General features: G+C 70.2%; 12 protein-coding genes. 3 read left to right on the forward strand and 9 right to left on the reverse strand.

Annotated elements, in window-relative coordinates:
* Window positions 1-202: 202 nt before the first annotated feature.
* Both ligA and CHC08_RS01900 read left to right on the forward strand, forming a co-directional pair.
* Window positions 203-2287, forward strand: a complete 2085-nt coding sequence (ligA, locus tag CHC08_RS01895) for an NAD-dependent DNA ligase LigA (RefSeq protein ID WP_089205344.1) — start codon at window positions 203-205, stop codon at window positions 2285-2287.
* A gap of 208 nt (window positions 2288-2495) precedes the next feature.
* A complete protein-coding gene (locus CHC08_RS01900) occupies window positions 2496-4583 on the forward strand; it encodes a DUF4132 domain-containing protein (RefSeq protein ID WP_089205345.1) in 2088 nt (695 codons plus the stop codon).
* Between the two features lie 304 nt (window positions 4584-4887).
* On the opposite strand, the gene CHC08_RS01905 is transcribed toward CHC08_RS01900, so the two are convergent.
* The 5 genes from CHC08_RS01905 to CHC08_RS01925 form a co-directional block, all read right to left on the reverse strand.
* Window positions 4888-5502: an isochorismatase family protein gene (locus tag CHC08_RS01905; RefSeq protein ID WP_089205346.1), complete on the reverse strand. Its 615-nt coding sequence runs from the start codon at window positions 5500-5502 to the stop codon at window positions 4888-4890.
* Complete coding sequence (locus CHC08_RS01910) at window positions 5499-7358, reverse strand: hydantoinase B/oxoprolinase family protein (protein ID WP_089205347.1); 1860 nt, start codon at window positions 7356-7358, stop codon at window positions 5499-5501. The genes CHC08_RS01905 and CHC08_RS01910 overlap by 4 nt, the downstream gene beginning before the upstream one ends.
* Window positions 7358-9397, reverse strand: coding sequence for a hydantoinase/oxoprolinase family protein (locus CHC08_RS01915; RefSeq protein ID WP_089205348.1), 2040 nt, complete (start codon window positions 9395-9397; stop codon window positions 7358-7360). The genes CHC08_RS01910 and CHC08_RS01915 overlap by 1 nt, the downstream gene beginning before the upstream one ends.
* 121 nt (window positions 9398-9518) lie before the next feature.
* Window positions 9519-10715: a CaiB/BaiF CoA transferase family protein gene (locus tag CHC08_RS01920; RefSeq protein WP_089205349.1), complete on the reverse strand. Its 1197-nt coding sequence runs from the start codon at window positions 10713-10715 to the stop codon at window positions 9519-9521.
* The gene (locus CHC08_RS01925) at window positions 10712-11341 is read right to left on the reverse strand and encodes a GntR family transcriptional regulator (protein ID WP_089205350.1); all 630 of its coding nucleotides are present in this window, start codon (window positions 11339-11341) and stop codon (window positions 10712-10714) included. Before CHC08_RS01925 ends, CHC08_RS01920 begins: the two co-directional genes overlap by 4 nt.
* A gap of 75 nt (window positions 11342-11416) precedes the next feature.
* Between CHC08_RS01925 and CHC08_RS01930 the strand changes: the two genes are divergently transcribed.
* On the forward strand, window positions 11417-12307 hold the full coding sequence (locus CHC08_RS01930; protein ID WP_089205351.1) for a hydroxymethylglutaryl-CoA lyase: 891 nt from the start codon (window positions 11417-11419) through the stop codon (window positions 12305-12307).
* 226 nt (window positions 12308-12533) lie between these two features.
* Here the strand turns inward: CHC08_RS01930 and CHC08_RS01935 are convergent, their stop codons facing one another.
* The 4 genes from CHC08_RS01935 to CHC08_RS01950 all read right to left on the reverse strand — a co-directional run bounded on the left by CHC08_RS01935 (window position 12534) and on the right by CHC08_RS01950 (window position 23459).
* Entirely contained in the window at window positions 12534-14060 is a 1527-nt protein-coding gene (locus CHC08_RS01935) for an alpha/beta hydrolase (protein WP_245878069.1), read from the reverse strand.
* Window positions 14061-14765: 705 nt separating this feature from the next.
* Window positions 14766-16700: a WD40 repeat domain-containing serine/threonine protein kinase gene (locus CHC08_RS01940; RefSeq protein WP_089205352.1), complete on the reverse strand. Its 1935-nt coding sequence runs from the start codon at window positions 16698-16700 to the stop codon at window positions 14766-14768.
* Window positions 16701-16983: 283 nt separating this feature from the next.
* Window positions 16984-20112: a S8 family serine peptidase gene (locus CHC08_RS01945; protein ID WP_089205353.1), complete on the reverse strand. Its 3129-nt coding sequence runs from the start codon at window positions 20110-20112 to the stop codon at window positions 16984-16986.
* 368 nt (window positions 20113-20480) lie between these two features.
* A complete protein-coding gene (locus CHC08_RS01950) occupies window positions 20481-23459 on the reverse strand; it encodes an FAD-binding and (Fe-S)-binding domain-containing protein (RefSeq protein ID WP_476718274.1) in 2979 nt (992 codons plus the stop codon).
* Window positions 23460-23698: the final 239 nt, after the last annotated feature.

Raw genomic sequence — 23698 nt, forward strand, 5'->3', positions numbered from 1 at the left:
CGTCTTTGGCTGGGCAGATACGGCGTAGCGGGATGCCGGGGTCCACGGGGATGGGATCTCGGCATCTGTTATCTCAATCGCGACCTGGTTCGTGGTTCCTGGTTCCTGGAGACGAGCCGCGCGTCTGTGACGCGTACCTCGACGGCATCGTCGGCACTGAGCCCGCAACGGAATTGTCGGTGCCCTAAAGCATGATCGAACCATGACCGAGGAGCCCCCCATCGCTGTCCTGGCCGACGACACGGCCTACGCCGAAGCCGTCCAACTGGCTGTTGACGCCGCCGCCGCCTACTACGCCGACGGCACCTCCCCGCTCGACGACGACGCCTACGACAGGCTCGCGCGCGGGATCCAGGCGTACGAGGAAGCCCACCCCGAGGCGGTGCTGGCGACCTCGCCCACGGGCAAGGTCGCCGGCGGTGCCGTGGTCGGCGACGTGCCGCACACCGTGCCGATGCTCAGTCTGGACAACGTCTTCGGCGCCGGGCAACTGGCCGACTGGGCCGCCTCGCTGGAGCGCAGGCTCGGACGCCCGGTCGCGGCGTGGAGCGTCGAGCCCAAGCTCGACGGCTTGGCCATCTCGGCCCGCTATCGTCACGGCCGCCTGATGCAGCTTGTGACCCGCGGCGACGGCACCGCCGGTGAGGACGTCTCCCACGCGATCGGCACCATCGTGGGACTGCCCGTCAGGCTGGCCGAGCCGGTCACCGTTGAATTGCGCGGCGAAGTTGAAATGACGACGTTGCAGTTCGAGGAGGCGTGCGCCAAGCGGCAGGCGCACGACGGCACCACGTTCGCCAATCCGCGCAGCGCCGCCGCGGGCACGCTGCGCGCCCAGGACCGGCCGTATGTGTGCGAGCTGACGTTCTTCGGCTACGGCGTGCTGCCCGCCCCCGACGACACCTCCGAGTTGGCGATGCGACTGCGCGAGCTGCCGCACAGCGAGGTCATGGCGTGGGTCGCCGCCCAAGGCGTGCAGACCACCGACGCCACCCCGGTCGCCGGAATCGTCGCCGAGACGCTGGAGCAGGTGCAGGAGCGGGTTGAGCAGATCGCCGCCGTGCGGCCGGAGCTGCCGTTCGGCATCGACGGCATCGTGATCAAATGTGATCTCGCCGCCGACCAGGCCCAGGCCGGCTTCAGCTCGCGCGCGCCCCGCTGGGCGATCGCCTACAAACTGCCCGCCACCGAAAAGATCACCAAATTGCTCGATGTGGAGTGGAACGTCGGCCGCAGCGGCATCATCGCCCCACGCGCCGTGCTGGAGCCGGTCATGCTCGACGGCAGCAAGGTCACCTACGCCACCTTGCACAATGTCGCCGACATCACCCGCCGGGGCCTGATGCTCGGCGATTCCGTGGTCGTCTACAAGGCCGGCGACGTGATCCCCCGGGTCGAGGCCCCGGTCGTGCACCTGCGCACCGGCAAGGAGCAGCCGATCCCGATCCCGCAGGTCTGCCCGCTGTGCGGCGACGCGATCGACGCCTCCCAGGAGCGGTGGCGGTGCGTACGCGGGCGCGCCTGCCGGGTGATCGCCTCCATCGGCTACGCCGCCGGCCGCGACCAGCTCGACATCGAGGGCCTGGCCGAGAACCGCATCCAGCAGATGCTGGACGCCGGGCTGATCGCCGACTTCGCCGACCTGTTCTATCTGACCCGCGAGGAGGTGCTGGGCCTGGAAAGGATGGGCGAGACCAGCACCGACAACCTGCTCGCCGCCATCGAGAGGGCCAAGACACAACCGCTCAGCAGGGTCTTCTGCGCGCTGGGTGTACGCGGCACCGGCCGCGCCATGAGCCGCCGCCTCGCCAAACACTTCGGCAGCATGGACGCCATCCGCGCCGCCGACGCCGAAGCGATCGAGGCGGTGGACGGCATCGGCCCGAAGAAGGCGCCGGGAGTGGTGGCCGAGCTGGTCGGACTCAGCGATCTCATCGACAAGCTGATCAGGGCCGGCGTCAACATGACCCAGCCGGACTGGACTCCCCCCGCCGCTCCTGACACCGACACCGATGCGGAGGCGAGCGGCACATCCAAGGGACCGCTGGCCGGGATGTCCGTCGTGGTCACCGGCGCGATGAGCGGAGCGCTGGAGGCGCTGACCCGCAACCAGATGAACGAGCTGATCGAACGCGCCGGAGGCAAATCCTCCTCCAGCGTCTCGGCGAAGACGTCGCTGCTGGTGGCGGGGGAGAAAGCGGGCTCTAAGCGGGCCAAGGCCGAGGGCCTGGGCGTGCGGATCGTCGGCCCGGAGGAGTTCGCCGACCTCGTCGGCCCGTTCATCTGACCAGGACCGGAGCCATCTCATCTGATCGGCGAGCTCGAATCAGCCACGTGGCGATCGCCTCGTAGAGACCATGTGGCAATCGCCTCGTAGAGACCTGCACGAGGCGATTGAGCCGATCACCGCATCGGCCTGGACGCGGTGACGGTTCGACAGCCATCGCCGACCCGTCCATCCTCCACCGGATCCACCCCTGACAGGAACCATCGGCATGAACCTCTCCCCCCTCGCGCAGCGCCTGCACAGTCTGATCACCGGGACCGCGAACGACCCCACGTACTGGCCCGAGGCCTCTCAGCTGAGCGCCGGCCTGGGCGCGGCGGCCCGGACCGTCGACGGCGGCTTGATATTCGCACCGTACGTGGTCGACGAGCAGCGGCTGGCCGTGGCGGCCCGCGAGCTGGTCGGATTCCTGATGCCGGACGGAGAAAGACTGTACGAATCCCCCTTCGTGCTGCTGGTGGCGGCGGGGTTGGCGGGCATGGACGCCGAAGTGAGCGCCCGGCTCGCCGAGGAGCGCGGGCCGATCGCGGTAGCCGAGATGGACGTGCTTCTCGGCTGGGACGTGGAGCGGCGGGCACTGTTCGCCGAGGCGGTACGGCCACGGCCAGACCATGTCGCCCCGCTGCTCGGCGTGATCGAGTGGCTCGGTGGCCAGCCCGGCTACCCGGACTTCGCCCGGACGGCTCTGGAGGCGGCCGAGGCCCGCGTCGCAGCGATCCACGCCGGAGAGATTCCCTACAGCGCGGAGAAGGCGTTCGAGGTCAGCGAGAAGACGACTCTCGGCCGGGCCGTCCGGCTGGCGCTCTTCCGGGACGAGCCCTGGCTGCCCGAGCTGCTGGACAATCTGGTACGCGGGATCGCGGTGGCGCCCACCCCTGCCAAGACCCTGCCCTCCCAGGCACTGCTGTTCGAGATCGCCCGCGCGGCGGAGGACTACCCGACCCCCGAGGTGATCACCGCGCTGCGCACCGCTCGCCGGATCACCCGGCACGCGGGGGTGCCCAAGGAACTGGACCGCAAGTTCAAGCGCATCGAGCCCGCCCTGGCCAACCGGCTGGAGGTGGCGTTCCGGTTGCCCGACGGGCGGCTGCGCCAGGCCGTCGGTGAGCACACGGCGGTGATCTCCACCGACGGCAAGGTCGAGCTGTCGTGGTGGCACGGAGACAAGAAGCTGAAGGCGGTCCCGGCGGCGGTCAAACGGGAGCACCCCGAGGAGGTCAAGCGGCTGCGCGAGCTGGCCAAGCAGACCGCGCAGCAACAGGCCACCCTGGCCAGAGCGCTGGAGGCCGGATATACCAGCGAGCCGCCTCCGCCGTACCGGCAGCTTGAAGGTCATCCGGTCACCGACCGGCTGATCTGGGAGTTCGAGGTCGCGCCCGGCGTGTGGCGCGCCGAGCTGGGGTTGACCGTGCCGGACGTGCCGGTGCGGCTGTGGCATCCGGCCCGCGCGTCCCTGGAGGAGGTGCGCGCCTGGCGGGAGGTCGTGGAGGACAAGGAGCTGCGCCAGCCGTACAAGCAGGCATTCCGCGAGGTCTACCTGCTCACCCCCGCCGAGGAGACGACCGGAACCTACTCCAACCGGTTCGCCGGGCACGTGGTGGACTACCGCAAACTACGCGCACTGTTTAAAGACCGCGGCTGGAAGTCCCACTATCTGGGGTCTTGGGATGGCGGCCACAACGACGGGGCGGCCCAGCGAGTACTGGCGGGCGGGCAGTGGCGGGCGACACTGAGCCACGGTCTGTACGAGGAGGGCTACGCGCTCACCGACGAGATCCGCTTCCACAGGCCGGCCGGGGGCGCCTGGTACGAGGCACCGTTGAGGGAGGTCCCGGCGCTGGTTTTCAGCGAGGCCATGCGAGACGTCGACCTTTTTGTGGCCGTCACCTCGATCATGACCGACCCCCACTGGGCCGACCAGGGACCGGACCAGATGCAGAACTACTGGCGGACCGGCTCGTTCGCTGCTCTGACGTCCTCCGCCGAGGTGCGGCGCGACGCGCTGTCGCGCCTGATCGGCCGTACGGCCATCGCCGATCGGTGCACATTGACCGACCGCTTCCTAGTGGTCCGGGGCGATCTGCGCACCTACAAGATCCACCTGGGATCGGCGAACATCCTGATGGAACCCAACGACGCCTACCTGTGCATCGTCTCCGGACGCGACCCCCACTCCAGGCTGTTCCTTCCCTTCGAGGAGGACGGCCGGCTGGCGCTGATCCTCAGCAAGGCCTTCCTGCTGGCGAACGACACCGCCATCACCGACCCCTCCATCACCCGCCAGATCCGGGCCTGACACACGCGGGAGAGAAACCTCCGCGATCGCGTGCGGTTCATCGCAGGATCGCCGGGCGGACCGCCGCAAGCTCCTGCCCTCGGCATGTATCCCCTCCCCGCTCACCTGGATCGGGAGCCGGGAGGCGGTCCGGGTCGAGGGCGGGAGCCCATCACGTGCAAGCCGCCGGCTTACACGTGATGTGAACGTCGAGTTCTACGGTCGTCGGGTCATGCCGTGAAAAGCCCTCAGACGCGCATCGGCGACGCGGCAGCGGCCGGACGGGTCGTCCCGTCCGGCCGCTGTGCCCGGCTATGGAAAACTCTCAGACCCACCCCGCCAGCCGGGCGATCACCTCGGTGTCGTCCCAGACCTCGCCGTACTTGGCCTGGATGTCGAACAGGTTCGCCTCGTGCGGCCCGGGGTCGCGATCTCCGACGGCCTGGCGGACGACGACGGGCACGAAGCCGTGCTGGACGGCGTCGACGGCGGTGGCCCGGACGCACCCGCTGGTGGAGACACCGGTGACGATCAGGGTGTCGATGCCCAGGGCGGTGAGGGTGGAGGCCAGGCTGGTGCCGAAGAAGGCGCTGGCGTACTGCTTGACGATCACCAGCTCGCCGGGCAGCGGGGCCACCTCGGGCATCAGGGCGCCGAGCGGACCGTCGCCCACCAGGTGACGTAGCGGGGCGACCTTGCGGAAGAACAACCCGCCGTCGACGCCGCCGGGACCGTAGGCGACGCGCGTGTGGATGACGGGGACGCCGGCGTCGCGGGCGGCGAGAAGGATGCGGGCCGCCGCGTCCAGGCAGTCGCGCGAGCCCATGTACAGCTCGGCGCCCGGCTCGAAGTAAGCGCGCATCAGGTCGATGAGGACAAGCGCCGGGCGCTCCCCGAACGGCAGGGTGCGCCCGAACACCTCCTCGTGGTCCCTGATCACACCCGGACCGGCGGCTTCGGGGCCGGCAGTCCGGTCTCCTCCTCGCAGCGGGCGAGGATCTCCTCCATCGGCGGTCCCATGTTGAACACCGAGGGCTCCGGCCGGGTCGCGCGCAACCGCTCGCGCAGTTCCGCGGTGGCGCCGGTGTCCACGGCGCCGTCCTGATCACACACGACCCCGTAGGTCGCGGCGCCCTCGGCGGTCACCAGGCCGCGCCGTACCTCCAGGCCGACCAGGGCCGGGTCGCGCTCCAGCGGGTCGCCCCACCCGCCCCCGCCCCAGGTGACGAAGTGCAGCAGGTCGCCGGGCCGGACCGGCACGTCGTGGATCTTGCTGGGCAGCGTCTCCACCCGGCCGTCGGCCCGCTCGATCCACTTGCGTCCGCGCGCGCCCGGCTCGCCGGCGTTGACGCCCCAGGGATAGGTGAGCCAGCGGTCGTCGTGGATGGCGATCGTGCCGGGCTCCAGGAACCGGTAGGCCACGTCCACGCCGTTGCCGCCGCGGTGCAGCCCGGCGCCGCCGGTGTCGGCGACGGTCTCCCAGCGCTCGATGCGCATCGGGTAGTACGACTCCAGGAACTCGCAGGGAATGTTCGTGAACGAGGGCCACAGCGAGTGCCCGTCGGGGCCGTCGCCGATCGGGCGGCCGGGGATGCCGCCGAAGCCGATGGAGTAGAGCTGGAACCACTCCCCCGTGTCGGAGCGGTTCCCCGAGTACATGAAGTGCGGGGAGGAGGAGAAGCCGGCCGCGTTGAGCAGGTCGGGGGTCTTCTGCCCGAGCAGCCCGCCGAACAGGTCGAAGATGCGGCCGATGCCGTGGTTGCGGGCGTTCAGCGCGGCGGGATACTCCGGCTTCCAGAACGACTTCTCCGGGATGTGCACGTCGACCAGGGGGTAGAAGCCGTCGTTCCAGAGGATCTGCGGGTCGGCCACCGTGATCAGGTAGATGCCGAAGAACATCCGGGCGAGGTTCTCGTTGATGTAGTAGTTGATGGGCCCCTGGGCCTGCGGGTCGCTGCCCGAGAAGTCCAGCAGCACCTTGTCGCCGGTGCGGGTCAGCGAGAGCACCAGCTTGTACGGGCCGTAGCCGACGCCGTCGTCGCAGATGTAGTCGGCGAAGGTGAGCGTCTCGCCGTCCTCGAACAGCATCGACAGCAGCGTCTTCATCGCGTCGTAGTTGCGCCGGAGCAGGGCGTCGAGCGCCGAGGTGTAGGTGTCGGCGCCGAACCGGGCGCACAGCTCCTGGATCCGCCGCGACGCCGTACGGCAGGCGGCGATGATGCCGTTGAGGTCGGCGCGGTTCCAGTCGGGCTGGCGGACCTGGTTGAGGATGATGCGCAGCGCGTCCTCGTTGAGCACGCCCCTGGAGTAGAGCTTGAAGGGCGGGATGACCACGCCCTCCTCGAAGATGGTGCGCGCGTCGGTGGGCATCGAGCAGGGGGTCTTGCCGCCGACGTCGGACATGTGGCCGAACATCGACGCCCAGCCCACGACCCGCCCCGCCACGTAGATCGGCATGACGACCAGCCAGTCGTTGGCGTGGCTGATCGCGCCGTCGCAGGAGTAGGGGTCGGAGGTGAGCAGCACGTCGCCCTCCTCGATCGTTCCCTCGAAGCCGTCGAGCAGCGCCGGGATCGACAGGCCGAACTGGCCGACGACCATCCGCCCGGAGGGGTCGCCGATCAGCGGGAACTCGTCGTGCTGCTCGCGGATGCCGGGCGAGAGGGCGGTGCGGAACAGCACCTCGTCCATCTCGTAGCGGGCGTTGCGCAGCGCGTTCTCGATGATGTCGATGGTGATCGGGTCGACGTCCACCGGGGTGAGCGGTGCCGTCGCGGTCTCGATGATCTGAGCCATCACGCCTCCACGGGACTGATGAGCAGGCAGCCGCTCTCGTGCGCGAAGGCGGCGTGGCCGGGCAGGACAAGGGTGGTGGAGTCCATCTCGACGACGATCGCCGGGCCCTGGACGATGTTGCCGGCCAGTAGCTTCGACCGGTCGTAGACGGTGGTCTCGGCCCAGCCGCCCTCGACCCAGACTTTGTGGGTGCCGGTGACGGCGGCCGAGGCGTCCTCGGTGCCCTCGGCCAGCGCCGCCGGCTGAACGTTGGGGCGCGGGCCGCTGACCGCGGCGCGGGCGCTGACCAGCTCGTGCTCGTTTCCGAGCAGGAAGGAGAAGAGCCGTTCGTGCTCGGCGTCGAAGGCCTTGCCGAGCGCGTCGAGCCCGGTTCCCGGCTCCAGAGTGATCGGGATCTCGAAGCCCTGGCCGTGGTAGCGGACGTCGACCTGGTAGGTCACGGTCTGCGCGGCCCGGTCGATGCCCTCGGCCTCCAGGGTCGCGGCCGCCGTCTCGGCGAGTTCGGCGAGCAGGTCGGCCAGCTCGGCGTCGGTGAGCCGGGAGAAGCGGCGGATGTGGGTGCGGGCGGCCTCGTCGCGCAGGGAGGTGGTGGCGTCGCCGTACGCGCAGAGCACGCCGGGTGACGGCGGGATGATGACCGGCCACGAGCCGGTGAGCCTGCCGAGCGCGTTGGCGTGCAGCGGGCCGGCGCCGCCGAAGGCGACGAGCGCGAAGTCGCGGGGGTCGAAGCCCTGCTGCACCGAGACCAGGCGCAGCGCGCCGAACATGTTCTCGTTGACGATGTCGACGATGCCCTGGGCGGCGGCCTCGGCGGACGGCAGGCCCATGGCGTCGGCGATCCGCTGTACGGCCTGGCGCGCGCGGTCGCGGTCCAGGACGATCTCGCCGCCGGCCAGCTGGGTCGGCAGGTAACCGAGGACCACATTGGCGTCGGTGACGGTCGGATCCTCGCCGCCCCTGTTGTACGCGGCGGGTCCGGGGACGGCGCCGGCGGACTGCGGGCCGACGCGCAGCGCGCGGGTCAGCTCGGGCACGTGCGCGATCGATCCGCCGCCCGCGCCGACGGTGCGCACGTCCACCGAGGCCGACCGGACCGCCAGGTCGCCGACCTTGGTCTCGCGGCCGGTGCGCGGCTGCAGGTTCTGCACGAGGGCGACGTCGGTGGAGGTGCCGCCCATGTCGAAGGTGAGGAAGTCGGGAAAACCGGCCTGTTCGGCGACCCAGGTGGCGCCCGCGACGCCGCCGGCCGGTCCGGACAGCAGCAGGTTCACCGGGGCGGCCGCCGCGGCGGCGGCCGAGGCGAGGCCTCCGTCGCTGCGCAGGACGTAGAGGTTGCCGTCGACGCCGCCACCGGCGATCTTCGTCGCGAGGTTGTCCATGTAGCGGGCGACCTGGGGCTGGACGTAGGAGTTGACGACCGTGGTGATCGTCCGCTCGTACTCGCGCATCTCCGGCAGGACCTCCGAGGAGATCGAGATCGGCACACCCGGCAGCTCCTCGGCGGCGATCTCGGCGACCCGCCGCTCGTGACCGTCGAACGCGTAGGAGTTGATCAGTGAGACCGCCAGGGCCTCGACGCCCTTCAGCCGTCGCAGGGAGATCCGCAGGGACTCCTCGTCGAGCGCGGTGACGACCGAGCCGTCGGCGGCGACCCGCTCGACCGCCTCGACGGTGTCCTCCAGGGCGGCCAGCGGTTCGGGCTTGGGCCAGATGATCCAGCCGGCCAGGCCTCCCGGCACGAAGGACCGGGCGATCTGCAGCACCTGCCGGAACCCGGCGGTGGTGACCAGGCCGACCCGGGCGCCCTTGCCCTCCAGGATCGCGTTGGTCGCGACGGTGGTGCCGTGCAGCACCTGGCCGATCTCCGCCAGCGAGATCCCGGCCTCGGCGCACGCCTTCTCGATTCCGGCCAGGACGCCGACGGACTGGTCGTGGGGGGTGGAGGGGGTCTTGGCGCGGAAGGTACGCCCCGAATCCTGGTCGATCAGGAGGATGTCGGTGAACGTCCCTCCGACGTCCACCCCTAGCCGGTAACGCATGGCGGTGCTCCTTTCAGAGCCCTTTGTTCAGGTCAGAGTCCTTCGTACGGGGGTGGTGCGGTCATGGCTTCGGGCGTCGGATGACCCCCGGCGGGGTTCGTGCGGGTCGTGGCCGCGGGTGTCAGATGACGCCGTCGGCCGCGAGGGCGGCGATCTCCTCGGTGCTCAGGCCGAGCAGGCCGCGGTAGACCTCGTCGTTGTGCCGGCCGAGCTCGGGTCCGACGGCGCGCACGCTGCCGGGGGTCGCCGACAGCTTGGGCACGACGTTCTGCATCGCCAGCTCGCCGAACTCCGGGTGGGGGACGTGCACGATCGCCTCGCGCGCCGCGAAGTGGGGGTCGTCGAACATGTCCTTGGCCCGGTAGATGCGCCCGGCGGGAACGCCGCCCTCGTTGAGCAGCGCGAGCAGTTTCTCGGCGGAGAATCCCGCCGTCCAGGCGGCGATGATCTCGTCGAGCTCGGCCATGTGCTCGCCGCGCGCGCCGTGCGTGGCGTAGCGGGGGTCCTCGGCCAGTTCGTCCGCGCCCATCACCGCGGCCAGTCGGCGGAACACGCTGTCCTGGTTGGCGGCGATGAGGATGGAGTCGCCGTCCTTGGTGGGGTAGACGTTGCTCGGCGAGACGTTGGGCAGCACGGAGCCGGTGCGTTCGCGCTGGTAGGAGGCCTGCTGCCACTCCGGCAACATCGACTCCATCATCGCGAGCACGGCCTCGTAGATCGCCGAGTCGACGACCTGGCCCTGCCCGCTGCGGTCGCGCTCGTGCAGCGCGACCAGGGTGCCGATGCAGGCGTGCATGGCGGCGAGGGAGTCGCCGAGCGAGATCCCCGCGCGCGACGGCGGCCGGTCGGGGTCGCCGGTGACGTAGCGGATGCCGCCCATGGCCTCGCCGATCGAGCCGTAACCGGCCTGCGGCGCGTACGGCCCCGTCTGGCCGTACCCGGTGACCCGGGTGATGACCAGCCGGGGGTTGATCGCGTACAGCTCCTCGGGGGACATCCCCCAGCGCTCCAGGGTGCCGGGCCGGAAGTTCTCCAGCAGCACGTCCGCCTTCGCGATCAGACCGCGGACCAGCTCCTGGCCCCGGGGGGTGCGCAGGTCGCACGTCACCGACTTCTTGTTGCGCGCCACGACCGGCCACCACAGCGACTTGCCGTACGGCTTCTCCCGGCCCCACTGCCGCATCGGGTCGCCTCGCCCCGGATCCTCGACCTTGATCACCTCGGCGCCGAAGTCGCCGAGCAGCTGACCGCAGAACGGTCCGGCCAGCAACTGGCCGAGCTCGACGACACGCACGTCGGCGAGCGGAAGGCCTCTCATTCGTTCTCCTGTCGACGGGGACCCAGCAGTGACGCCCTGGCCGAGAACAGGTGGGCGCGCATGACGGCCTCCGCCCATTCCGGGTCCCCGGCCCGTATGGCTGCCGCGATCTCGATGTGGTGGTTGACGCTGCGCCGCATGGCCTCCTCGTCGAAGGAGCTGTACGTGCGCAGCAGCACGGCCGAGTGGATCAGTGAGCTGATCGACTGGGCGAGCACAGCGCTGGAGCCGAGCCGTACCAGGGACTGGTGGAACTCGGCGTTGAGCCGGTAGACCGCGTCCTGATCACCCCGCTCGGCGTGCTCCCTTATGGCGACGGCGACCTCGTGAAGGGCGTCGGCGTCCTGCGGCGTCGCGAGGGCCGTCGCCTGGCGGGCGGCGAGCCCCTCGATCCTGGCCCGCAGCTCGAAGATCGTCTCCAGGTCCTGCCGGGGGTACTCCACGACCCGGGCGCCCTTGTTGGCCGTGATGTCGACGAGCCCCTCGGACTGCAGCCGCCGCAGCGCGTCGCGGACCGGGGTCCGGCTGACGCCGAGCGCCTCGGCCAGCTCGACCTCGCCGAGCCGGTCACCGGGAGCGTACTGGCCCCCGAGGATCAGGCTACGAACATCATCAACCACCGACATGTGTACATTCCTCCGAGCGAGATGTCACCATGATGGGGATATGCCCGTCCAATGACAAGGGGTTGCATACAATCCATGAATATCGAGGTGGTCGAGGTCGGTCCGCGTGACGGCCTGCAGAACGAGTCGGTGATCGTGCCCACCGCCGCGAAGGTGGCCTATGTCGAGGCGCTGATCGGCGCGGGCCTGAGGCGGATCGAGGCCGTCAGCTTCGTGCATCCGGTACGGGTGCCGCAGATGGCCGACGCCGAGGAGGTCATGGCGCGGGTGCCCCGCGTCCCCGGGGTGCGTTACGCCGGGCTGGTGCTCAACGAGCGCGGCCTGGACCGGGCGTTGAAAGCCGGGGTGGACGAGGTGAACGTCGTTGTGGTCGCCACCGAGACCTTCTCCCAGCGCAACCAGGGCATGTCGGTCGACGACGCGGTCCGAGGCTTCGGCGTGATCGCGGGCCGCGCGCGCGAGGCCGGACTCGGGGTGACGCTGACCGTGGGCGCGAGCTTCGGCTGCCCGTTCGAGGGCGAGGTCGACCCCGCGCGGGTCGCCGAGCTGGTACGGCGATGCCCGGAGGCGCAGGAGGTCGCGCTGGCCGACACCATCGGCGTCGGCGTCCCGTCCGACGTGCGCCGCCTGGTGGAGGCGGTCGGCGAGGTCTCGGCGCTCCCCCTGCGGTTCCATTTCCACAACACCCGCAACACCGGCTACGCCAACGCCCTCGCCGCCCTGGAAGCGGGTGCCGCCGCTTTGGACGCCAGCGCCGGCGGCATCGGCGGCTGCCCCTTCGCCCCCGCCGCGACCGGCAACATCGCCACCGAGGACCTGCTCTACCTGCTGCACCGCTCGGGGGTGACGACCGGCGCCGACCTGCCCGGCGTGCTCGCCGCCGCGGCCCTCATCGAGGCCGAGCTGGGAGAGCGGCTGCCCGCCCAGCTCGGCCGCGCGGGCATCTGGCCCGTGACCGGCCCCTGACACCACGCGGAGAACAACCCGTCCGCTCCGGCGCGACCGGCCGGTGTCCCGGGGCGACTCCCGTCAACGCCCCGTGACTCAGCCGAGTCGTCCGGACCTTGGTCGTCCCACCGCCCATTCGCGCCCTACCGGCACGTTGAGGCGGTGATCGGCCATGTCCGCGGCGGACGCGGGCACCGGGAAGATCCCGATGTCCCGTAGCTCCAGCCGTTCGACGGCCCCCAGATCATCGATCCGTCGATGAGACCTCGGGGCAGCGAGCGCCGGCCTGCGGGGCCGTACGGGAGATCAGATAGCGATCGACCAGCTGGTCGACACATGAGGAACCCATCCGGTAGGCCGTGTGACCGTCTCCGTCATAGCTGATCAACCTGCCCGAGGACAGCTGGGACGCCAGGGCCTGGGCCCACCTGTACGGTGTGGCGGGATCACGCGTGGTGCCCACGACCACGATGGGAGGAGCGCCTTCCGCGCGAAGCGGCTTGTCGGTGGCCGTGCTCTTGACCGGCCAGTAGGCGCACGTCGGGGAGCCTCCCGCGACGTAGGCGCCGAAGTGCGGGGCCCCGGCCATCTCCTTGTGCATCTCATCCTCGTAGCCCGAAACCGTCTTCGGGTAGGAGTGATCAAGGCAGTTGATGGCGACGTTGGCGTCGGTCTCGTTGGAGTAGGTGCCGTTGGGATACCGCTCGTTGTACATGTCGGCTATCCGCAGAATGCTCGTGCCGTTGCCCTTGAAGGCCGCGGCGAGGGCCTGTCGAAGGGTGGGCCATTCCGTGCGGTCGTAGAGGGGGGACAGGACACCGGTCACGACCATGGATTCGTTGATCTTCCGGCTGTCGAGGGTGTTGCGCAGCGGGGTCTTGTCGGCCCGGTGCAGCAGGTCGGTGAGCTGGTCGAAGGCCTCGTCCTTCTGATGACTGGCGAACGGGCAGTTCGTGCGCTGGAAGCAGTCACCGAGGAAGGACCTGAAGGCCACCTCGAAGCTGCGTGCCTGGGCTCCGTTCAGTTGGAGCAGGGACAGCGTGGGATCGATGGCGCCGTCGAGGACCAGGGCGCGCACCTTCTTGGGAAACAGGTTCGCGTACACGGCGCCCAGGTAGGTGCCGTACGACTTCCCCAGGTAGGTCAGCCCGGAGTCCCCGAGAGCCGCCCTCATCACGTCCATGTCACGAGCGGCGTCGGCCGTACCGACATGGGGAAGAAGTTTCGCCGACCTGGCCTCGCACGCCGAGGCGAACTTCTGTCCCCCCTGCTCCAGGGCCTTGGTCTCGGCGGGTGAGTCCGGGGTCGCGTCCAGGCTGAGGTACTGGTCGAGTTGCGGGCCGCTGAGGCACCGTACGGGGGCCGAGGCGCCCACGCCCCTCGGGTCGAAGCCGACGACGTCGAACCGCGATCGGACCTCCGGCGACAGAACGGAGGTGGCCGCCCTGGCGTAGTCGATGCCGGAACCGCCGGGGCCACCGGGGTTGATGACGACCGAGCCGATCCGCTTGCCGCGTGCCGGAAGGCGGATCATGCTGATCTTTATCTTCTCTCCGGCGGGCTGGGCGTAGTCGAGCGGCACGGTCAGTTTCGTGCACTGGAAGCCGTCGTGGCAGCCGGACCAGGCAAGCCGCTGGCTGTAGTACGTCTGGAGAGAAGCCGTGGGGGCCCGGGTTGGAGACTCCTGGGGCGACTGTCGCCCGGGGGCGGCGAAGCCCGTCACGAGGAGACCCATGACGAGGGGCGTGACGATGAGGTGAGCGCGTCCCATATTTGCTGTCCTTCGCTCTGAATGATTGGAGGATTCATCTGCTCTTTAGTGGCAGACGCCATTGCTCGCGGATCTCCTGGAGGCCGCCTGTGAAATGTGGCGTGTATGTGAGTAAGACGATCTCGCCGTGGAGCAGGACATCGATTGCCCTGCTCACCGTGCGAAAATTCGCAGCGCGCATCGCATGCCCACGACCGGAGGCCGTGACATGCGATGGAATGCCTTGACAGATGGGCCGCAGTCCGCAGGTCATTCTTGACCGAGGCGAGGTCAACCGCGAGAAACCGGCTGATGGTTCTCGTCGCCCAGGTGGCTCAGGTGCGCATTTTTTTATACGGAGAAGCGACGCGATAAAGCTGGCCGTAGCGATGAAAACCGGCTGCCGCTGATCGTCTCTTGATTGTTTGAGGAGCCTGGAGGGTTACGCTCCGGCGCGGATCTCGATGTTCACGGAAAGCCTCACCGCCGCTTTCCGGACATTCGCATGCTACCTGCCACTCGGCAGTGCTATCCGCCGCGCTCGAGAATCGCTCCGCGATCTAAGCGATCCGCGCCAAAAGCCCTTCGGGCATTGTCAGGTCGCCTCGGGGCGAGGCAAGCGGGAGAAGCTCGGGGGGTGCCGGGTCGCCTCGGAGTGGGGTGGGGAGAAGGGGCGTCTCCCCGGGTCGCCGCCGGGTTTCCCGGCCGTAGCGGCCCGCTGCCGGGTCAGCGGGTCCGCCACAACTTCACGGTCTTGTCGTTGCTGCCGGTGACGAGAACCGCCCCGTCCGGGCTGAAGGCCATCGACTGGACGGTTCCGGTGTGACCGGTGAGGGTGGCGACGGTTTTACGACCGGCCACATCCCACAACCGCACCGTATCGTCGCCGCTGCCGGTGGCGAGGAGTTTGCCGTCCGGGCTGAAGGCCACCGAGCGGACACCGTCGGCGTGGCCGGTGAGGGTGGCGACCGTTTTACGACCGGCCACATCCCACAACTTCACGGTCTTGTCGTCGCTGCCGGTGGCGAGAAGCCCCCCATCCGGGCTGAAGACCATCGACCAGATGTTTTCGGTGTGGCCGGTGACGGTGGTGACGGGTTGACGGCCGGCCACGTCCCACAACCGTGCCGTGTCGTTGCCGCCGATGGCGAGGAGCTTGCCGTCCGGGCTGAAGGCCACCGAGAAGACGGCGCCCTTGTGGTCGGCGTGACCGCTGAGGGTGGCGACGCTGCTGCGGCCGGCCACGTCCCACAACCGCGTCGTGTCGTCGTAGCTGCCGGTGGCGAGGAGCTTGCCGTCCGGGCTGAAGGCCACCGAGTAGATGACCTCGGTGTGGCCGGTGAGGGTGGCGACGTTTTTGCGATCGGCCACGTCCCACAACCGCACCGTGTTGTCTTCGCTGCCGGTGGCGACGGTCCTGCCGTCCGGGCTGAAGGCCACCGACCAGACGTCTTTGGTGTGGTCGGTGAGGGTGGTCACCAGTCCGGGACCGGAGGCGGCGCTCGGTGTGGGGCTGGGGGTGGTGCTCGGTGTGACGGAGGTGGTGCTCGGTTCGGAATCGGAGTCGCGGGTGAGGGCGATCGTGACCGGCACGCCGACGACGGTGAGGGCGCCGAGCCCGGCCAGGAGCAGGACACGGCGCCGTGGCAGGGACCGGTCCGCGACGGGGGCCGGCGCCACCGCCGCGGCGGGGACGGGAGAGGTCTCCTGGCCGTTGCCCGGGCCGTCGGCTCCGCCGCCCGGGCGCCGCTCGCCCGCGCCGAGCGCACCGGGATCACCGGCGGCAGGCACTGACGGGAGGGCCGGCTCCAGGTGCGAACCTGGGGACGGATACGGATACGCCTGGTGGGCGAGGGCGATGAGCGCCTGGGCGGCCTGGTCGGCGCTGAATCGCTCGGCGGGCTCCTTGCGCAGCAGGCCGGCCAGCACCGGCGCCAGCGGGCCCGCGTGCACCGACGGCGCGGGCTCCTGACTCAGCAGGGCCGCCAGGATCGCCACCATGCTCGCGCCGGTGTACGGCGGGCGCCCCTCGACCGCGGCGTACAGCGTCGCCCCCAGCGACCACAGATCACACGCCGCGGTGACCGGCAGACCGTGGACCTGCTCGGGCGCCATGAACGCCGGGGTGCCCATCAGCACCCCCGACGCGGTCAACGTGGCGTCCCCGGCCAGGCTGGCGATCCCGAAGTCGGTGATGACCACCCGGTTGCCCGACAGCAGCACGTTGGCCGGTTTCAGGTCCCGGTGCACGATCCCGGCCGCGTGCGCCTCCCCCAGCGCCTCCACCATCACCGCGCCGATCCGCGCCACCTGAGCCGGGGCCAGCCGCCCCTGCCGCTTGATCCGCTGGTCCAGCGACAGACCCCGGACGAACTCCATCACGATCACCGGAGCCCCGTCACGAGTGATCACGTCATGCACGGTGACGATGCCCGGATGATTCAGCCGGGCCGCCGAACGCGCCTCACGCATCGCCCGCCTACCGAACACCTCCCGCTCGGCGGCATCCATACCCTGCGGAAACAGAATTTCCTTGACCGCCACCTCGCGATCCAGCAGTTCGTCGCGACCCCGCCAGACCCGGCCCATACCGCCGACCCCGACCGGCTCGACCAACCGGTATCGCCCGCCGATGAGTTCGCCCTCCGCCTCGCTCACCATCGGCACGATAACCACCGTGGATCACAGAACAGCACACGCTGTGCGACCCCGTCACCGTACGTCATAGGAGATAACAGATCGACACCCATCGCGGACATGCCCGATCACGGCGACCCGCGCCGCCGGCCGCCTTTCGACACGGTCGCCCTCCGCCTCTGCCATCCACGCACGGGCGCTCCTCCGGCCGGGCCCTCCACGCACAGGCGCCCGCCCCCGAGGATCCGGGGACGGGCGCCTGTGTGCTGTGTGCTGTGTTTGCTGGGTTACTGCTGTACGTGCTGGGTTACGGCTTTGCGGCCGGCAACCTGCCGAAGTCGAGCTGGTCGGCTTCGTCACCGATCTTGTTGTCCAGGCTGACCACGAGCCAGCCCTTCGCCGGCGTGGCCGCGAGCTTCGCCTGGTCGACGGTGAGCTCGATCGTGGACGAGGCGCCGGGCGCGAGCGGCACGTAGGTCCCCGTCGTGATCGCCGGAGCGAAGGCGTCGAACGCCGCCGCCTCGGTGTCGTCGACGAGACCCTCGGGAACCTGCGAGATGCCGGTCACCGAGTAGGTGAAGCGGGAGGCGCCTTCTGCCAGACCGATCTCGGAGGCGAGAACCGGCATCAGCAGCGTGCCGCCGTTCATCGGAGCCGTGGCGACCCACGCGTCCACCAGGGACCCGTCGGCCTTGAAGACGAACGAGGCGAACCGGCCGTCGAGGTCACCCGTGGTGACCAGACCGTAGTCCGCGCCGACCAGGATGTAGTCGAGCGCCCCGTCACCGTTGGTGTCGATCGGGATGTCGAACTCGTTGGCCGCCGCGTTGGACCAGCGGCCCGAGGTGCTGACCGCGAAGACCAGCGAGCGGTCGGTGGCGGCGCCGCCGAGCACCGTGCCGGGGAGCGACTGCACCCCGGCCGCACGGACGTCCATCGAGTCCTCGGCGCCGGTGACGTCATCGGCGTCGGTGATGCCCCAGGCGTAGACGTCGGCGGCACCGGAGTGGTTACCGCCGTTCTGAACCTTGATGGAGGTCGTGAGCCCACCGGTGCCCGGGGTGTACTTGCCCGGGTTGGAGGAGTAGACCTGGGACTGGGCGTCCGGGACGAGCAGGAACGCGGTCCGCAGGGGGTAGACGCCCTCGGCGGCCTGCTTCGGCGTGGCGGTGACCGCACCCTGGATGTGGGTGAGCGTGCCGAAGTTGGACTCCTCGGCGGCGGGGAGCGCGGCCACGGCCTGCGCGCTGAGCGACAGAGTGACCTTCACCGTGCGGCTGCTCTCCGGGCCCACGGTCACGGACGCGGGAGAGACCGCGACCTGCGCGCCGTAGGACTGGCCGTTGAACGCGGCGGCCAGGTCGTAGGTGACCGAGGTCTTGCCGGTGTTGCGGAGGGTGAGGTCCTCACTCCCGTTGAACGCTCCGGTCATCTTCTGCAGACCGAACGACAGGTTGCCCGCGTCCTTCTTGGTCTCGGCCACCACGGAGGCGCCGACCGCCTGCCGGGTGGCGACAACGCCGGAACCGGCGACCCTGGCGGTGTAGCCCACGATCTTGGAGGTGGCGTCGGCCGTGCTGACGATCGCGGCCTTGATCACGCCGGGCTTCCAGCGCGGGTGGGCCTCCTTCACGAGCGCGGCCACACCGGCGACCATCGGGGAGGCCATCGAGGTGCCCGAGATCGTCGCGGGGCCCGAACCGGTGCCGACACCGGTCGAGACGACCGCGACACCGGGTGCGGTCACGTCCGGCTTCAACGAGCTGCTGCCGTTGCCGGGGCCGCCCGAGGAGAAGGAGGCGAGCTGGGCGTAGCCGGGGTTGGGGAGGGTCAGCGCCGTCAGCGTGGTGCTCTTGCCGTTCAGCGAGACGGCCGCGGCGGCGTCGGTGCTCCTGATGCCGAGGAACGGAATGGTGACCGTGTACGCCTCACCGGTGTCCGGGTCGGAGGTGATCGGACCCTCCAGAGCCGGGTAGGCGGCGTCAGTGTTGATCATCGCGACCGCGGCGGCGCCGGCCTGCTGGCCGAGGATGGCCCGCTTGACCCGGGCGCAGGTGCCGCGCAGCGTGATCACGAGCTTGCCGGCGACGCCACCCGGGTAGGCCGCGTAGTCGGCCGGGGCGCAGCCCAGCGACACCGGTCCCGACGGGTAGCTGGTGCGGAGCACCGCGATCGGCAGCGCTCCGGAGGGCAGGGGCGCCTCGTTGGAGTTCTGCGCGATGATCTCGACACCGTCCACCGAGATCTTCGCGGCGGGCAGCTGGGCACGCGCGGCGTCGATGGCGGCCACCGAGATGGCGCTCGGGGCGACGGCGGGGGCGCCGGTGATGTAGGCGTTCGCTCCCGAGTTGCCGGACGAGGCGACAACGGTCACGCCCGCCCGGGTCAGCGTCTGCACGGCCTGCGCGGAGGGCTCGTCGACGCGGCCGAAGGACGAGCCGAGCGACATGTTGACGACGTTGGCGCCGTCCTTGAGAGCCCGCTCCATCGCGGAGACGATGACTTCCTCGCTCGCCGAGCCCTCGCAACCGAAGACGCGGTAGGACATCAGCGAGGCCTTCGGCGCCACACCGGGGCCGATCCTGAAGGCCTTGGCGTGCGTGGTGGAGTCGTACGGGCCGGTGTAGGTCTTACCGGCGGTGTCCACTCCGAAGCCCGCGGTGCTGCCCGCCACGTGGGAGCCGTGGCCGTTGCAGTCGAGCGGGTCGGGGTCGGGCTTGGGCAACGAGGTCGGGATGGCGCCGTCGTAGTCGTCGCCCACGAGGTCGTAGCCGCCGATGACCTTGGCGGTCGGGAACGTGCCCGGCTCGATCACCGTGCCGTCGTTGTTCGCGAAGTCGGCCGGGTTACCCGAGCCGCCGAAGTTGGCGTGGGTGTAGTCGAGCCCGGTGTCGATGATCGCGACCTTGACGCCCGTGCCGGTCTTGCCGAGGTCCTGCCAGGCCTGCGGGGCACCGATGTAGGTGACGGCGGCCGTGTTGTCACGGCTGAACGTGCGGGTGGGGTGTACGGAGACGACCCCGGGGGCCTGCTGGAGTGCCGGCAGGCTGCGCACGGGGATCGTGGCGGCGATTCCGTTGAAGCTGTCGGTGTAGGTGGCGAGGACCTTTCCGCCCTCGGTCTCCACCTTCTGCTCGACGCTCTGCTGCTCTTTCTTGAGCGCGGAGCGCAGGGACGGCTTGTCGACGGTCTTGCCGGCCTCCTCGGCGTCGGCCGTGGCGTCACCGACCGGTGTGCCTGTGACCTGGATGAGGACCTTGAGCTGACGAGCGGGATCCAGGGCGGCAGGCTTGAAGTTCGTGTAGCTGAATGCCCCCTCCAGACGCTCGAAGCCGGAGGGCCGGATGGAGTCCGCGGTCGCCGCAGACGGGATTACCGTCAGCGGAATGGCGATACTCGCGGACGCGAGCACTGCAAGAAGCAGGCGCCTCTTCACTAATCACCTCATGGGGGGAGGGGCGGAACACACATGCATCAGAAGCGTGACTCTGTAACATAAGGCATTAAGTGCTTCTTTGGTAACAAATAGAGCACAACATCCGTCAAGTCGGATGTTAAGGGCTTCTATCGCCAGCCTCCGGGCATCCTAGGGCCCCAGGGGCCGCAGGGGCAGTCCCCCGACACGCTTGAAAACCGTCTCCGGCAACCTTTTCCCGGAGGTGTTCCATGCGCCCTTCGTGAAGGTTCCCCGCGGGGTTCCCCGTGTCCTTTCGGAGAGATTGCCCGCCGTCCTCCCGTGGAGGTCCCTCCAGGTGAGACGGCCTGCTCGGCGGGTTCCGGCGGCCTGGCGGATCGTTTCTCCGGTCATCGGGGCGGGCCGGCCAGCAGCTCGGCGAGGTGGTAGGCCCTGGCGTCGGCGAGCTGGTCGAGCTGGGTACGGCAGGAGAAGCCGTCGGCGAGCAGGACCGTGTCCTTCCCCGCCCGCCGTACGGCCGGCAGGAGCTGGGTCTCCGCGACCGCGACCGACACCTCGTAGTGCCCCCGCTCGACGCCGAAGTTGCCGGCCAGGCCGCAGCAGCCACCGACCGACGTCACCGAGGCGCCCGCCCGGACGAGCAGTTCCCTGTCGGTGTCCCACCCCATGATCGCGTGATGGTGGCAGTGCGGCTGGGCCAGCACCTCCACGCCGCCGAGGTCGGGTGGCGTCCAGCCCGGCAGGTCGGTCAGGAACTCGGCGAGGGTCCGGACCGACGCGGCGACGAGCCTCGCGGCGCGATCTCCGCCGCCGAGCAGATCGACGGCGTCGGAACGGAGTACCGCCGTGCACGAGGGCTCCAACGCGATGATCGGCGTTCCCTCCTCCGCGTACCGGGCCAGGGCGTCCACGGTCCGCCGGAGCCTGCGCCGCGCGGTGTCGAGCTGTCCGGTCGAGATCCAGGTGAGCCCGCAGCACAGGGAGGCGCGCGGGACGGCCACTTCGATGCCGGCGCGGTTCAGTACCCGCACGGCGGCCATCGCGATCTCCGGAGAGAAGCAGTCGGTGAAGGTGTCCACCCAGAGCACCACCCTCGTCCCGGTCCCCGTCCCCGGCGCTGCTCCCGTTCCCGCGCTCAGGCCCGTCCCCGTACCAATCCCAGCTCCCGTGTCTGTCCCCATCTCTGTCCCCGTCCCCGCGTTCAGGTCCGTCCCAGGACCCGCCGTCTGCGTCGGGCGGCGACGGCGGAAGGGCCGCTCGGCGAACGAGGGCAGTGAGCGCCGGTGGTCGATCCCACCCAGCCGCTTGGCGATCGCGGCGATGAGCCGCACGCCCAGCATCGCGTTGACCGCCCTCGGAGCCAGTCCGGCCAGCCGCGCCCAGCGCGGAAGCCGGCCCAGCGTGTAGTGCGCGGCCGGCCGCGGGCGATGACGGTAGGTCTGGTGGAGCACCTCGGCCTTGTAGGTGGCCATGTCGACACCGGTGGGGCAGTCCGACCTGCATCCCTTGCAGGACAGGCAGAGATCGAGCACCTCACGCACCTCGGGTGCCCGCAGGCCACCGGGCAGCGCGCCGTTCACCGCCTCCTGGAGCACCCGCGCCCGGCCCCGCGTGGAGTCCTTCTCGTCGCGGGTGGCCAGGTAGGAAGGGCACATGACGACGGCGCTGTCCACGATGTCGGAGCGGCACCGCGCGACCCCGGTGCACCGGTGCACCGCGGCCGTGAGGTCGCCGCCGTCGTCGGGGTAGGAGAAGGCCGTCCCCTTGACGGGAGGGGGCGGCGGCTGGAGCCGGAGGTCGGCGTCGACCGCGGCGGGCCGTACGATCACGCCGGGGTTGAGCACGTCACCGGGGTCGAACACGGCCTTGGCGGCCGCGAAGGCCGACAGCGCGGCCGGGGAGTACATCAGCGGCAGCAGCTCACCGCGCGCCCGGCCGTCACCGTGCTCCCCGGACATCGAGCCCCCGTACGACGCGACCAGACGGGCGGTGTCGAAGACGAAGTCGCGGAACACCTTCGCGCCGTCGGCCCGGTCGAAGGGAAAGTCGATGCGGATGTGCAGGCAGCCGTCCCCGAAGTGACCGTACGGCACGCCGGTCAGCCCATGACCGATCATGAGCGCCTCGAACTCGCGCAGGTAGGCGCCGAGACGCTCCGGAGGAACGGCCGCGTCCTCCCAGCCCGCGTGGGCTGGAGCGCCGGCGGCCGAACGCGCCGACAGCCCCGCGCCGTCCTCCCTGATCCGCCAGATGGCGGCCGCGTGGGCCGGGTTGGTGATCACGAGACTGTCGTCGGCGGCCGAGTCCGCCGTCAGCGCGACCGCCGCCGACCTCAGCTCGGCCTCCGAATCGCCGCCCAGCTCGACCATGAGCCAGCCGGCCCCCGCGGGAAGCGGCGGTACGCGCCCGGCTCCGCGCCGGGTCCGCACCACGTCGACGATGCGTGCGTCGATGCCCTCGATCGCGACGGGCCGGTGCGGCAGCAGGGCGGGTACGGCGTCCGCCGCCGTGGCCATGTCCCGGTAACCGAGCACGACCAGCACGGTGCGCGCGGGCGCCTCGACCAGAAGCACCTCGGCTCCGAGCACCACGCCCCACGTGCCCTCGGTGCCGACCATGGCCTTGGCCACGTCGAACCCGCGCTCGGGGAGCAGATGTTCCAGCGAGTATCCGGAGATCTGGCGCCGGAACCGGCCCAGCTCGGTACGGATCACCGCGAGGTTGTTGCGAACCACCCGCTGGAGCCCGATCAGCGTCGGCGAGCCGTCCACGCCAAGCCCGGTACCGTCCGCGTCACGCCCGGTGAAGAGCCCACCCGCGCCGTGCTCGGCGGGAAACCCATGGGCACCCCGTCCCGTGGAGGGCCTGTCCGCGCCCCGCCCGGCAGGAAACCCGTGAGCATCCCGTCCCGTGGAAAACCCATCCGCACCGCGTCCTGGGGAGAACCTGTCCGCGGCGCGCCCGGTGGAGAGCCGCTCCCCGCCTCCGGTGAGCACGTCGAGAGCCAGGACGTTGTCGGCGGTACGGCCGTAGGCGAGCGCGCGGGACCCGCAGGCGTTGTTGCCGATCATCCCGCCGATCGTGCACCTGCTGTGCGTGGAGGGATCGGGGCCGAAGCGCAGGCCGTACGGCGCGGCCAGGCGCTGCAGCGTGTCGAGCACGATCCCGGGTTCGACGGTCGCGGTCCGCGCCTCCGGGTCGAGCGACTTCAGCCGTCCCATGTGACGGGTGAAGTCCAGGACCACTCCGGATCCGACCGCGTTGCCCGCGATGGAGGTCCCCGCGCCCCGGGCGGTCAGGGGCATCCCTTCGGCTCGGCAGAGCGCGAGGGCGGCGGCGACCTCCTCCGCGTCACGGGGAAAGACCACCGCCGCGGGAGGGACCCGGTACAGCGAGGCGTCGGAGGAGTACTCCGCCCGGCTCCTCGACGAGGCGTCGACGTCGCGTACGCCGGCCCGGCGCAGCGCGGTGGCCAGCTCGGACGGCTTCAGGACGTCACTCTCCCGGCATGTGACCCGCCGGCCAAGGACTCGCAGATGGCCACGTCCTCACCTCCTCCTCGAAAAATCGCCACATTCTCTACGCTCCCGCAAAGATGGTCACGTCC

It is taken from the genome of Streptosporangium subroseum (assembly GCF_900188345.1).
Taxonomy (GTDB): Bacteria; Actinomycetota; Actinomycetes; order Streptosporangiales; family Streptosporangiaceae; genus Streptosporangium; species Streptosporangium subroseum.